Here is a 13,225-nt window from a genome sequence, read left to right on the forward strand (position 1 = left end):
GGCACCGTCCATGTGCTGAAGCCCGAGACGCCGTGGGGCAGCGCCAAGCTGGACCGCGCCTTCGCCGGCGCCGACGAATACTGGTTCGAGATCGCCGACCTGAACGACGTGGCCGGCGCCGTGCCGATCATCCAGTCCAAGGGGGTGTCGCCCGACCGTCCCCTGTCCAGCCTGCTGACCGCCGAGGAACAGGCCGACCTCGACGCCGCCGCCCGCTCCATCGGCGCGACGGCGGCCCAGTTGGACCCGCTGCGTCCGTGGTTCGCGGCCCTGCAACTGGCCATGGCCAGCATCACCAAGGCCGGCTACCTGCCGCAGAACGGCGGGGACCAGGTGCTGCACGCCCGCGCCGCCGCGACCGGCAAGCCGATCAAGGGCTTCGAGACCATGCCCCAGCAGATCGGCTTCATCGCCGACATGTCGGAAGAGGCGCAGCTGGCCATGCTGCGTTCGGGTCTGAAGGAGTTCGATCAGGCGCCGGAGTTCCTGGGCCGCATGGTCGGCGCCTGGTCGACCGGCGACGTCGACGGCCTGGACGCCCTGATCGGCCAGGAGATGAAGGCGGAATCGCCCGAGATGTACGAGGTCATGCTGACGCGCCGCAACACGGACTGGACCAATCAGATCGTGGCTATGCTGGAAGGTTCGGGCACGGCCTTCATCTCGGTCGGCGCCGGCCACCTGGCGGGGGCCGATAGCGTCCAGGCCATGCTGGCCAAGCGCGGCGTCACGGTCGAGGAAGTGCGCGACTGACCCGTCGCGGCCTCTGTCAAAAAATCCAAAGGCCCGGTTCGCCGGGCCTTTTCTTTTGGCCCGCGCCCTATATCTTCGCCGCTCGCTTCGGCGACGCGGGTATAGTTCAGAGGTAGAACGTCAGCTTCCCAAGCTGAATGTCGCGAGTTCGATTCTCGCTACCCGCTCCAACACTTAGCTGGATTTCGGCTCAGGTCTTTTCTGCATTTCGAACGACGTCGGAAGCGGAGCGCGTTCGCTCCACTCCCACCGACCAAGGACGATGATCAAAGACATCAGCAGGAGCGCGAAGTTCACGGACGCCAGGAAGATGTCGCCGTTGAGCGTGTGAAAGACGATCATGCCGCTGGCGACCGCCAGAACGCCGATGACGCCGATCAGCATGACCGTACGGAACAGCGACCAGGAAATCAGCGGCGCCACGATGAACAGGGCGAGCGCGATCTCGATCCCGCCGATCACGCGCAGCAGTTCCGTGTCGACCTGGGCCGGCCACGTCATCATCAGGGCCAGCAGGTCATGCTTCTGAGTGAGCTTCGCATATCCGGCGCCGATGTAGAACATGGCCAGCCAAGCCTGCATCACCCACAGGAACAGGTGCATGTACAGACGTGAACGCCGCGCTGCGGTGGATGTCGGCCCATGACGGCGCGGCAGTACGACCCAGGAACGGGGAAGCATGATCGATCTCAATTGGCGAAAGTTGATGGAAAAAGGTCCGGCCGGCCTGTTCAGGCCTGAGGCTGCAAAGCGGGGCGACGGAAGCCGGGCCTGGCTCGCCTGACGGACGTGTCGGAAGGGGCTTCATCGCCCGCCTCGCCTATCGGCTGCGCGCGTCGCCAGACGGCGACGGCGCGCGAAAGCCAGCGCGTGCCGTCGCCCGGCGTTTGGGCGATGCACCCCCAGCAGGTGAATGTAGAACATGGCCAGCCAGGTCTGCATGACCCGCAAAACCAACTGCATGTACGGAGGTGAAGGTCGCGCGAAGCGTGTCGGCTCGCGATCGCGCGATGTGGCCGGCCAAGAACGAGAACGCATGGTCGATCCGATCTGAAAACGGTTACGGAATGGACGGAGACTGTCGATCAGTCCTTCTGGGGGCCGGTCCCGGCCGCTTCGGGAAAATAGAGACCCGTCACGGAATCCACGGCCATGCTCGCGGCCATGCGGCCGATGTCACGGCGCGGACCGTAGGCGGCGCAGGGATCCGGGGTGGGGATCTTGATCTTCTTGCGGGCCTTGGTGGCGAAGGCCTCTCTCACCGCGTCTCCCATCGGCTCGGCCATCTGCAAGGCGTCGCCGACGCGCGAGAGAGAAGGCGTGTCCATGCCCACCACCTGGGCGGTGCGCGCCCAGGAGATGGCGGCGATCTGGCGTCCGCCGCCCGGCTCCAGCAGTTCCGATTCCACGGCCAGACCGCCGGTCGAGCCCGGCACCCGCAGAGTGACGACGGGAACGACGAAACTGCTGGCGGCGCTGACCACGGACCCCGCGCGGCCGGTCGCTTCAAACCGCACAATGGCCGTGCGAACTGTCGCGGTCTTAGACGTCGGCGTCGTCACGACGACGAAGCGCTCGCTCACTTCGAAACAGATCTGACGATCCACTTCGCGCAGCACCATAGAACGCTCCGTCGCCGTCAGGCTTTCGCCGACGTGGGGAGCGAAAACCGCCCTTTCCAAGAAGACGCTGTCGACGCTGTCCGACGCGGCGTCGTCGCGCCGCTGCTGGATCGAAGCCCCCTCGTTTATGCCGTCGCGCTTCTGCATGTCGGCGTAGTTGCTGAGAAAGCCGGAGTTCGGCGCAGGCTTGGTGCTGCAGGCGGCGAGGCTCGCCGTTGCGAGAATGAGGGCGATCATGAGCGCTCTATTCATGAGATATCTCCGGTCGTCATCGTGGCTCACAGCGCCCTGATGTCGGCGCTCCACCAGAGACGCCGCCGTCCCGGATCCCCCTCAATCGAATTGAAAAATATTCTTCAGGACTCCAATTTCACGCATTGCGAAAAACGTCAGCGCATTGGAGAAGGCCGATTCTGGATATGGCGGCGTCTGACATCGGGGGTCTATTCGCACGTGACGTCGAATGCGAAAGCTCAACTTCTCGCCGTTTACTTGGAGCGCCGCCCCGCGCTCGTCCGGTTCTTTGCGACGCGCACCGGATGCCCTGATCGTGCGGAAGACATCGTGCAGGACATCTACGTTAGACTTCAGGCCCTGTCGGACACCTCTGCGCCCGAAATCGCCAGTCCAGCCGCCTTCCTGTACCGGATCGGCAACAATCTGATGCTGGACGGCGTCCGACGACGACAACGCGCCTCGGCCCGGGACCAGGCCTGGTCCGACGTTTCGGGCGCGACTGCAGAGGGCGTATCGGTCGCCGACACGCCCTCTCCCGAGGATGCGGCCTGGGCGCGGTTGAAGTTCGACCGGGTCGCCGCAGCTGTCGAGGAGCTTGCGCCCAATGTCCGCATCGCCCTTCGTCTGCACCGGATCGAAGGCCTGACTCACGCAGAGGTCGCCGCCCGCATGGGTGTCTCGCGCAGCTCGGTGGAAAAGTACCTGAGCACGGCCCTGGCCCATCTGTTGAAACGGGTCGGATGGCCATGAAATCGAGATTTCACCGCTATTCATTGTGGGGCGCCGCGCGCCGCGACGTCTCTTTCTCTGGACGCCCCCTCGTCCTACGGGCTGAAGCCGCATGACACGCCACACTGCGCCCTTTCCCCAGAGCATCATCGACCAGGCCTCCGCCTGGGCCGTCCGGCTGGGCGGCGGCGACATGTCCGAGACGGACTACCTGACCCTTGAGGCCTGGCTGGAGGCCTCGCCCGATAATCCCCAGGCCCTGACGGAAGCCGAGCAGTTGTGGGCGGCGCTGGACGACGATCGCAGCGCGCTGGACGCCGCCTTGACGCAGGCCGCCGCCGTGACAGCGCCTATGCGCTCGGCCCTCGCCCCCCGCAAGCCCGCGCCCAATCGGCGCTGGCGGTGGGCCGGCGGAGGTCTGGCCGCCGCCCTGGCGGCGGGCCTTCTGCTTCTGCCCCTGTTGAGCGATCGGACTTCCACCTACGTCACCGCGCCGGGCGAACAGAAGACGGTCAGCCTCAGCGACGGTTCGTCCATCGCCATGAACGGGGGCTCGGAGCTGTCGGTTCGCTTGTCCGGCAAGGAGCGGCTGGTCGAGATGAAGTCGGCCGAAGCCGCCTTCGATGTGGCGCATGATGCGCAGCGCCCCTTCCGTGTGACGGTCGGCGAGAGCCGGATCGAGGTCTTGGGCACGGCCTTCGACGTTCGTCGCGACGGAGGCAAGACGACCGTCAACGTCTCCAGAGGCGTCGTGCGGGTCTCCGAACTGGCGGACCCCGCCCACAACGTCCGCCTGACCATGGGGCAGGCCGTCACCCTGGTGGACGGCAGCCACGCCCTTGAGGTGACGCAAGGCTCGACCGAGACCGCCGGCTGGCGCACCGGGCGGCTGGTCTACGACAACCGCCCCCTGTCGGACGTCGCCGCCGACCTCAGCCGCGCCTATCCGACGCCCGTGCGCGCCGTCGGCGACGCCGCCGATATCCGCTTCACAGGCACCCTGGTCCTCGACGACCAGGCATCGACCTTGCGTCGTCTCGAGGCCTTCCTGCCCATCTCCGCATCCCGCGCGGACGGCGCTGTGCAACTCAGGTCACGCGAAGCCGCGCGATGATCTGCAGAGGAGGGCGCGGGTTCATCCTGTTCGGCATTGCGTTCTCGCTGAGCAGCCAGACGGCGCACGCCGGGGAGCGACATCGTCTGTCTATCCCCGCCCAACCGATGACGGCCGCCGTCCTGCAGCTCGGCGTGCAGGCTCGGGTCTCGATCAACGCCGGAGCCGCCGCCGCCTGCGGTCGATCGCGCGCCGTCCGCGGCCGTCACGACGTTCAATCGGCTCTGCGCCTGATGACGGAGGGCGGGGCCTGCACCTTCCGGCGCATCGATGATCGAACCTACATCATCACGCCCCGCCCCCAACCGCGCCTCGCGTCCCCTCGCCGGTCTGTTCCCGAGGCCCCGCCGGTCGAGAACATCCTCTTCGCCGTCGATGACGTCATCGTCACCGCCACGAAACGCGACCTGGCGCTAGCCAACGCGCCATATGCCCTGTCCGCCCTCGACGGAGACGTCTTCGACGCCGCGGCTCGTCAGGACACCGCCGCCCTCGCCACACGCCTGGCGGGCCTCACCGTCACCAACCTGGGCTCCGGTCGCAACAAGCTGTTCGTGCGAGGGCTGGCCGACAGTCCCCTGACCGGCCAGACGCAGGCGATGGTGGGTCTGTATCTCGACGAAACCCGCCTGACCTACGACGCGCCCGATCCGGACCTGCGCCTGGTCGATCTGGAGCGCGTCGAGCTTTTGCGCGGTCCCCAGGCTGCGCTCTACGGGGCCGGCGCCATGGGAGGCGTGCTGAAGCTGGTGAGCCGAGCTCCCGAGCTCGACGCCTATGGCGGCAAGGTGTCAGCAGGCCTCAACTTCACCGATGGCTCCATTTTCGGCAATTCCACGGACATCATTTTCAACGCGCCGTTGATCCGCGACCGCCTGGCCATGCGCACCGTCATCTACCAGGAAAGGTTCGGCGGCGTCATCGACGACACGAACCTGGGCCTGGTCGACACCGGCCGCACCGTGCGCTCGGGAACGCGCATGACGTTTCTGTGGCGCATCGATCCCCAGTGGCAGGCGCGGCTCGGCTGGGTGCGGCAGGACATCAGGATCAACGACAGCCAGTACGCTTTCGAGGCGCAGGGGCCATACGAACGCGCCCTGTCGAAACGCGAGCCGAGCAACAACAATTTCAGCGGCATGGCGTTAGCCGTCACGGGGGATCTGAGCTGGGGTCGGGTGAAGATCACCAACGCCTTTCAGGCCCACGAACTGGGGCGTCGCTACGACGCGACCAGGGCTGCGAGCTCTCTGGGCGCCAGCGACGGGCCGCTGGTCTATGACGAAGCCGACAGCATCGAGGCGGTCGCGCTGGAGGTGTCCGTCGCCACCCATCCTGGCGGCCCCGTTCAGGGCATCGCCGGCTTCTACGCCTCGCAGTACGAGCACGATCGGGCCGGAGAACTGCTCGATATCGAGCCTGACCAGCAACTGTTTCGAGCCATCAAGCAGGACAAGACCTGGGAAGCCGCCCTGTTCGGCGAAGCGACCTGGAATCCGTTCGATCGCGTCAAGCTCACGGTCGGCGGGCGCTACTTCGTCGTCGCGATCCTCTCCCACACCTATCAGCAGAGCCGCGCGTCCGAAGACCGGTTCGAGGGACGACACAAGGATGCGGACTTCGCACTGAAAAGCGTGCTCGAGTATGATGTGAGCGACAGCCTGCTCGCCTATGTGCAGCAAAGCCAGGGCTATCGCGTCGGCGGCTTCAACGGCGGCGCGTTGATCGACAAACCGTACGGCCAGCCGGGCTCCGGCGCGCCGCCCTTCCGCGAATTCGCCCCGGACAGGCTCTACAGTCTGGAGGCGGGCGTTCGCTGGCAAGGCTTCGACAACCGCCTCGCGCTCCGCGCCGCCGCCTTCCGGACCCGATGGGAAGAGATTCAGTCCGATCGCGTCTCTCCAGACGGCCTTCCCTTCACCGCCAACATCGGCTCTGGCGGCAGCACAGGCATAGAACTCGAAGGCACCTGGCGCGACGGCCCGTGGCGGCTGGACTTCAACTTCATGGGCAATGACGCCCGCCTGGAGACCGCGGACAGGCATTACCCGCTGGAGGAAGGCGGCCACCTGCCCGGCGTGCCGAGGGTTCTGGGCGCCGCCAGCGCTCGCCGCGAGGTGTCGCTGGGCGGCCTGCCCGGATGGGTCAGCGGTTCGGTCGGCTATGTCGGTCCGTCCAGCCAGCAATTGTCCCCTGTCGCCACGACCCAGATGGGAGACTATGTGACCTCCGAAGTGGCCGCGAGCGTCGCCATGGGCGCCTGGGACGCCACCCTCCGCATAGACAATCTGTTCAACGGCTCGGGCGACACCTTCGGCTACGGCAACCCCTTCCTCGTTGGACGCGAGGCCGTCGCCACGCCCCAAAGACCGCGCAGCTTCGCCCTGTCGATGACGCGCAGTTTCTGACGGCGCTGGAAAGGTGCGGAAGGTTGTTCGTCGTTCAGGGGTTAATCTCGGTTGGCAAAACGCTAAAATTCCTTGATTCGCGATCAGCGAAATCGACACGATCAAGCGCAGTGACGACCTGCTTCAGCACTTGGTCGGGTGGGCCTCATCCTCATCTTCCTCAGCGCCGGAGTTCATCTTTGCGCAAGTTCGCCCCCTTGCTCCTGGCGCTCATTCTCGGGGTCGGTTTCGCCCAACCGGCCTGCGCGATGCAGATCTTCGTCAAGACGCTGACTGGAAAGATGATCACCCTCGATGTCGAGGGAAACGACACGATTGAAGTCGTAAAGGTCAAGATTCAGGACAGGGAAGGCATCCCGCCGGAACAGCAGATTCTGCTGTTCGCCGGCCGGCAGCTCGAGGACGGCAGAACCCTGGCCGATTACAACATTCAAAGGGAAAGCACATTGCACCTGGCTCTGAGGACGGTGGCGGCGGTCCCGACGATGTCGCAGTGGACGATGATCTTGCTGGCGCTCGGCTTGGCGGGCGGCGCTGCTGTTTTCATTCAGAGACGCCGTATCGCCTGATCCCCGGCCGGTCAGGAGCGGGTCGGTCGCGGCTGAGAAACAAGCAGGCTCATGAAAGAGGCCGCCCGGTTGATCGCCGGGCGGCTTTTTCTGTTCTGTCTAGCGGGCCGTGTCGCGCGAGGCGGCGGGGCCGTAGAACAGGGCGTTGAACAGCAGGCGGCTGGAGGCGCGGGCCTGGGCGCGGTTGACCACGTCGGGGCCCAGGACGATGACGCGGCCCTGGCCGTGCTCCAGGTCCAGCACGGCGTCGGCGCCTGACAGCTTGTCCGAGCCGATGGCCCAGCCGCTGGAGACGGCGACCTGTTGCGGATAGCGCACCAGCGAGGCGCCTTCGCCCGCATGGCGGAAGCCCGCATTGCGGTTGAAGAAGACATCCATCTGGCGCGGCGCGCCGAAGGTCAGGGGGCGGCTGTTGTCGACCTCGGTCTTCATCACCGCGCCGGGAATGAAGAAGTCGGTCGAGGCTAAAGGCTTGCCGTCGGCGCCGGTCAGCACGTCCTGCACCGACGCGCCCATGGCGGCGGCTAGGCGGTGGGCCGAGCCGATGGTGACGACGCTGCCGCCCGCGCGGGCGAAGGCGTCCAGCTGGGGCACGGTCTTCTCGGCGGTGATGTGACCCAGCCAGCTGCGGTATTCGGCGGGGATGCTGTCCGGCGCCGGTTGCGGGCGCTGGGCGGCGGCGGACAGGTTGGCCGGGATCATGTCCGAGGCGAACAGCAGGACGTCGAAATCCTTGTTCAGGTCGCCCGCATCGAGGCGCTGAGGATAGACGACCTCGAACGGATACTCGAACTGTTCGAGCATCCACTTGGTCCAGCCCGAGGCCATCGAGCCGCCGTAGCGGTCGACCAGGCCGATGCGGACGGGCTTCAGCGTGATCCGCTCGCCGCCCGGCGCGCGGGCGACGGCGTGGGCGTTCAGGCCCAGATCGCGCACGGCTGCCTCGATGATCGGCCGGGCCTTGTCGTCGGCCGGGATCCACAGGGCGCCGGGCGCCAGGGTCGCCCGGCCCGCGCGGGTCTCGCCTTCCTGCCAGTAGACCGGCACGCCCGCCGCCAGCAGGCGGTTGGTCAGGATGTAGCCGTTGACCGGCGCATGATCGATCAGCCAGCCGGCGCGGCCGCTGCCTTCGATCTTGCCGGGCGGCGGGGCCATGACGTCGGCGACGCGCTCGGTCGGCGCCTCGAAGCCGTCGAGGATGCGGTCGAACTGGACCCCCATCTGCAGCGCCAGGGTGTAGCCCGTGGCGTCATAGGGCAGGGCGGGCGGGCCGCCCGGGTATTGCAGGTCGTGGGGGTGGTCCTGCGGCTCGAACATGTCCAGCACATGCGGGCGATAGGCCTGGGCCGTCTTCACCACATAGGAGCCGGCCGGATAGGTCTTGCCGTCCACGGTGAAGGCGCGCGTCGCCCGCTCGACGTCGACGCCGGTCTTGATCAGGCTGTTCAGGAAGGCGACGGCGGTGGGCAGGTCGGCCTGATCGGCCGGGATGACATAGCCGCGCGGATCGCGCCGGGCCGGGTCGCGCATGATGCGCTCATACAGGGCCGGATCGACCCCGCGTCGGGCGTCGACCTGCGTTCCGGCTGCGGCGTTCAGCGCATCCACCGCCGAGGGGGTGAGGCGCCAGGTGTCGGTATTGCCCTTGTCGATGGCGTTCTGGCCCATGCGCCAGATGTTGAACAGCGTCCGGTCCTTGTTGCGCGAGGCGTAGTTCAGCACCGCGCGATTGATCGACTGCGAATAGTCGATCGACTGGGCGAAACGCCAGGTCTGCGGCGCGACCGGCATGGGCAGGTCGTTGCGCGGCAGCTGGTTCTGCGGGATCAGGCTGATCTGGCTGGGCGTCGGGTGGCCGGTGATCTCGGTCAGCAGGCCGACGGCGTTGTGGAAATAGGTGACGGAGCGCTCCATCCCGTTGTTCCACGTTGAATAGTTGGCCCCGCTGCGCATGGTCGAGCCGGGCTTGCCCTCCTCGATCAGGCGGCTGTGCATGGCGGCGCCGACCTCGGACAGGGTGCTCATGACCAGCGGGTCGTAGTTGTAATTGAAGGGGTCGCGGAACGGCGGCATGAAGACCACGGTCCCCGCCGGCGCCGTCTGGTGGTGGTTGTAGATGATCTGCGGGAACCACTCGCGGAAGAACTGCCGGTTGACGTTGGTCGTCTCGGTCATGGCCGACAGGTAGTAGTCGCGGTTGTTATCGTGGCCGACGTACTTCTGATACAGCACCGGGATGCTGTCGTACTCGCGCTTCAGCGGATCCTCGTTGCGCATGTACCAGGTCGAAACCAGCTCCCACCCGTCCGGGTTCAGCGGCGCGAACAGGATGACCACGTTGTCCAGGATGCGCTTCGCTTCCGCGTCCTCGGCCGTCAGCCATTCATAGAGGGCGGCGATCAGGGCCTGCGGCGGCACCGTCTCGGTCGAGTGCAGGCCGCCGTCGATCCAGACTACGGCCTTGCCCTCGGCGGCCAGGGCGCGGGCCTCCTCCTCGCTGACGCCCTCGGCCTTGGCCAGGCGGCGCGCGATCTCCTGATAGCGGTCGATGTTCGCCAGGTTCTGCGGCGAGGAGACGACCGAAAGGTACTGCGTCCGTCCTTCGGAGGAGCGGCCGATCTCCAGCAGCTTCATCCGGTCCGACTGTCCGGCCAGGGTGTGCAGATAGCGCTCGAACTGGGTGTAGGTGATCAGGCGATAGTCCGCTCCGACCTCATGGCCGAACGCCTCCAGCGGCGTGGTCAGGGCGCGGGCGGGCGCCGCGGCCGTCGCCGGGGCGGCGGAGAGGGCGGTCGCCGCCTCAAGGGCCAGGGCGCTGGTCGACGAGAGGGCCAGGACGGCCAGGCCGGCGGCCAGTCGGCGCGCGGGACCAAGAAGGGGACGGGACATGCGGACTCCTGATGCGTTCACTCGGGGAGCCTTCTGCGAGGCTTGATCGCAGCTTGGCGTTTTCGCGCCGCGGACGCAATTTGCGTCGAGCCGGTTCTACGCAGGTCGGATGAGTAATTTTCCTGCGCCGCCTCGGACAATTCGGGAGAGATCGCCCCTTGCCGAAATTTGCTTCGAGCATGAGCGAATTTTCAGACTCCAGGCCGGAAAATATTCGTTTCTAGGTCGAAATTCGGCGGCCGATTCATGTCCCGCACGCCTAGACCTTGAGGAGTTCGTTGGAGGTCAGAGGATTTTCGTTTATTCGCTGCCTCTTCCTTCTGGGCGGGTGGGGATCCTCCATCGGTTTGTAACTGCGGTCCGGCGACGCCGGGCCTGCAAAGCTGGACGACTTTTTGTATGAAACGCTTGTTCGCCTATTTCATCGTCGGAGCGATGATATTGGGGGTTCTCACGGGGTGGGGCCTCAATCATTTCCTGACGGCTGACGAGGCCTCGGCCGCAGCGTCGAACCTGAATCTGATCACCGACGTCTTCCTGCGCCTGATCAAGATGATCATTGCGCCGCTGGTGTTCACGACCCTGGTGGCGGGCATTGCGCACATGGAGGACGCCGCTTCGGTGGGGCGGATCGGCGTCAAGACCATGACCTGGTTCATCGGCGCCTCGATCGTGTCGCTGGTGCTGGGCCTGGTGATGGTCCAACTGCTGCAGCCGGGCGCGAACATGCACCTGCCCGAAGCCGTGGCGGCCAGCGCGCCGGCGGCTTCGACGGACGCCTTCTCGCTGCATGGCTTCATCACCCATCTGGTGCCGACCTCGATCTTCGACGCCATGGCCAAGAACGAGATCCTGCAGATCGTGGTCTTCTCGGTTTTCGTCGGCACGGCGGTCGCCGCCCTGGACGACAAGGCCCCGGCGGTGCTGCACCTGGTCGAACAGGCCGCTTCCATCATGCTGAAGGTGACCGAGTTCGTGATGAAGATGGCGCCCTTCGCCATCTTCGCCGCCCTGGCCTCGACCATCGCCACGCAAGGGCTGGAGATGCTGGGCACCTACGCCAAGTTCGTGCTGGGCTTCTACGGCTCCATGGGCGTGCTGTGGGGCCTGCTGTTCCTGGCCGGCGCCGTGGTGCTGGGCAAGCGCGTCATTCCGCTGTTCCAGGCCATCCGCACCCCGACCCTGCTGGCCTTCTCGACCGCCAGTTCGGAAGCCGCCTATCCGCGCATCCTGGAGGCCCTGCCCAAGGTCGGCGTGCGCCGCCGCATCGTCAGCTTCGTCCTGCCGCTGGGCTATTCGTTCAACTTGGACGGATCGATGCTCTACTGCACCTTCGGCACCATGTTCATCATGCAGGCTCACGGCGTGCAGCTCAGCGTGTCGCAGCAGATCTTCATGCTGCTGTTGCTGATGGTGACGTCCAAGGGGATCGCCGGCATTCCGCGCGCCTCCCTGGTGGTCATCATGGCGACCCTGACCTATTTCGGCCTGCCTGAGGCGTGGATCGCCATCGTCCTGGGCGTCGACCACCTGCTCGACATGGGCCGCTCGGCCACCAACGTCGTCGGCAACTCCGTCGCCGCCGCCGTGGTCGCCAAATGGGAAGGTGAACTGGACGACATCCCCGATCCCTCGGACGAGGTCGATGGAGCTGGGCAACCGGCCGTCGCCTAGGCGTTTTCGCCGCTCATACGGAAACGGCGGTCCTGCGAAGGGCCGCCGTTTTCAATTGCGCCTGTGTCCTCAGTTGCGACGGCTGCATCGTTGGGTGGGGTCGAGGTGGGGCGCATATGCGTCTTTTGCAGCGAAGCTTAACCCTGAAATGTGAAATTCAAGTCGCAAAAAGCAATAAAGATGCGCTTCCTGTGGATATGCGTTAAGGTGTCGTTAGTGCTCGGGCGTTGTTTACGTTGAAGATGCGGCCGGCTTCGAGCGAAGCCGTGCGCCAGTCCTGGAGCGTTGGCGTTGGAACAAGCTGTGTGGGAGGCCGGCCGGGCAGGACGCCGGGCCGCAGAGGGGGCGTCGTTCGCCCCGGACAGACGATTGAACCCGGATCGTCGGCGACGGCCATGGACGGCGCCTGCCGACGACGTCGAGGGACAGCGCAATCGCGCCCTGGCCGCCTGGATCGATCACGAGATGCGCGCCCGCCTGCTGGTCACGCGCACCCTGGAGGTGGTGTGGCTGAATGAGGCCGCGCGCGCGCTTCAGGAGGACGGCGATTTGTTCGGGGTCGAGGGGGGGCGGCTGTCCACGCGATCACGCGCCTTGCCGCGTCTGATGGCTCAGGCCCGATCAGATGAGGCGCGGTGTCTGGCGGCGCCGGGATCCGATGGTCGGACCTGGGTGATCTGGGCGCGCGAGGTGGCGTCGGCGCCGACCTGCCTGATCGGCCTGACCCTGCAGTGCATCGGCGGCGAAACGCGCTTTCAGGCCCTGATCGAGACCCATCTGCTGTCGCCGTCCGAAGGGCGGATCGTGGAGATGCTGCTGGCGGGGAACGAGACCGGCCGTATCGCTCAGATCATGGACGTCTCGCTGGAGACGGTCCGATCACATCTCAAGCGGGCCTATCAGAAGATGGGCGTGCGCAGCCGGGGCGAGTTGTTCGCCCAGGCCCTGGCCTTCGTGGTGCCCTGAGAAGAAGGCGGCCTAGGGCGCGATCGGCGTCGTCAGCGGGGCAGTCGCCGCCGCAGGCGCTTCGACGGCCTTGTCCATCAGCAGCGGACCCATGGCGAAGGCGGCGACGGCGGCGCCGGCCGACAGGGCCAGAACGGCCACCACGCCATAGGCGATCAGCGAGCGCGACCGGCGACGGCGAAACCCGCCCGGCCGCACGTTACGCACCAGCACATAGGGATGATTGCTGAAGGCTTCGGAGCCGATGATGTTGTGCTGGGACAA

General features: G+C 66.2%; 11 protein-coding genes and 1 tRNA gene. 8 read left to right on the forward strand and 4 right to left on the reverse strand.

The window, feature by feature from the left end:
• Together B2Y21_RS06885 and B2Y21_RS06890 are read left to right on the forward strand one after the other, a co-directional pair.
• Positions 1-753, forward strand: a 753-nt coding sequence (locus B2Y21_RS06885; protein ID WP_292058248.1) for a TraB/GumN family protein, incomplete at its 5' end; no start/stop codon positions are given.
• Positions 754-848: 95 nt separating this feature from the next.
• Positions 849-923 (forward strand) — tRNA-Gly (locus B2Y21_RS06890).
• Positions 924-927: 4 nt separating this feature from the next.
• Here the strand turns inward: B2Y21_RS06890 and B2Y21_RS06895 are convergent.
• A complete protein-coding gene (locus B2Y21_RS06895) occupies positions 928-1,434 on the reverse strand; it encodes a DoxX family protein (RefSeq protein WP_292058251.1) in 507 nt (168 codons plus the stop codon).
• A 404-nt stretch (positions 1,435-1,838) separates the two neighbouring features.
• Positions 1,839-2,627 carry a DUF3313 family protein gene (locus tag B2Y21_RS06900; protein ID WP_292058254.1) on the reverse strand — a complete coding sequence of 263 codons (789 nt, stop codon included), beginning with the start codon at positions 2,625-2,627 and terminating at the stop codon, positions 1,839-1,841.
• Positions 2,628-2,666: 39 nt separating this feature from the next.
• Here B2Y21_RS06900 and B2Y21_RS06905 point away from each other — a divergent pair, with 39 nt between their 5' ends.
• From B2Y21_RS06905 to B2Y21_RS06920, 4 genes are all read left to right on the forward strand, one after another.
• Complete coding sequence (locus B2Y21_RS06905) at positions 2,667-3,362, forward strand: RNA polymerase sigma factor (protein WP_292058257.1); 696 nt, start codon at positions 2,667-2,669, stop codon at positions 3,360-3,362.
• Positions 3,363-3,453: 91 nt separating this feature from the next.
• Positions 3,454-4,455, forward strand: a complete 1,002-nt coding sequence (locus B2Y21_RS06910; protein WP_292058260.1) for a FecR family protein — start codon at positions 3,454-3,456, stop codon at positions 4,453-4,455.
• Entirely contained in the window at positions 4,452-6,863 is a 2,412-nt protein-coding gene (locus B2Y21_RS06915; protein ID WP_292058263.1) for a TonB-dependent receptor, read from the forward strand. The genes B2Y21_RS06910 and B2Y21_RS06915 overlap by 4 nt, the downstream gene beginning before the upstream one ends.
• Positions 6,864-7,042: 179 nt before the next feature.
• The gene (locus B2Y21_RS06920) at positions 7,043-7,432 is read left to right on the forward strand and encodes an IPTL-CTERM sorting domain-containing protein (RefSeq protein WP_292058266.1); all 390 of its coding nucleotides are present in this window, start codon (positions 7,043-7,045) and stop codon (positions 7,430-7,432) included.
• A 99-nt stretch (positions 7,433-7,531) separates the two neighbouring features.
• Here B2Y21_RS06920 and B2Y21_RS06925 read toward each other — a convergent pair whose 3' ends face one another.
• A complete protein-coding gene (locus B2Y21_RS06925) occupies positions 7,532-10,321 on the reverse strand; it encodes a M14 family metallopeptidase (protein WP_292058269.1) in 2,790 nt (929 codons plus the stop codon).
• 399 nt (positions 10,322-10,720) lie between these two features.
• Here B2Y21_RS06925 and B2Y21_RS06930 point away from each other — a divergent pair, with 399 nt between their 5' ends.
• Positions 10,721-11,995 (forward strand): dicarboxylate/amino acid:cation symporter, encoded by a 1,275-nt coding sequence (locus B2Y21_RS06930; protein ID WP_292058271.1) that lies wholly within the window; start codon positions 10,721-10,723, stop codon positions 11,993-11,995.
• 369 nt (positions 11,996-12,364) lie between these two features.
• The gene (locus tag B2Y21_RS06935) at positions 12,365-12,961 is read left to right on the forward strand and encodes a helix-turn-helix transcriptional regulator (protein WP_292058275.1); all 597 of its coding nucleotides are present in this window, start codon (positions 12,365-12,367) and stop codon (positions 12,959-12,961) included.
• A 12-nt stretch (positions 12,962-12,973) separates the two neighbouring features.
• On the opposite strand, the gene B2Y21_RS06940 is transcribed toward B2Y21_RS06935, so the two are convergent.
• Positions 12,974-13,225, reverse strand: a complete 252-nt coding sequence (locus B2Y21_RS06940) for a hypothetical protein (protein WP_292058278.1) — start codon at positions 13,223-13,225, stop codon at positions 12,974-12,976.

This window comes from Brevundimonas sp. UBA5936, assembly GCA_002430835.1.
In the GTDB taxonomy this organism is placed as follows: domain Bacteria; phylum Pseudomonadota; class Alphaproteobacteria; order Caulobacterales; family Caulobacteraceae; genus Brevundimonas.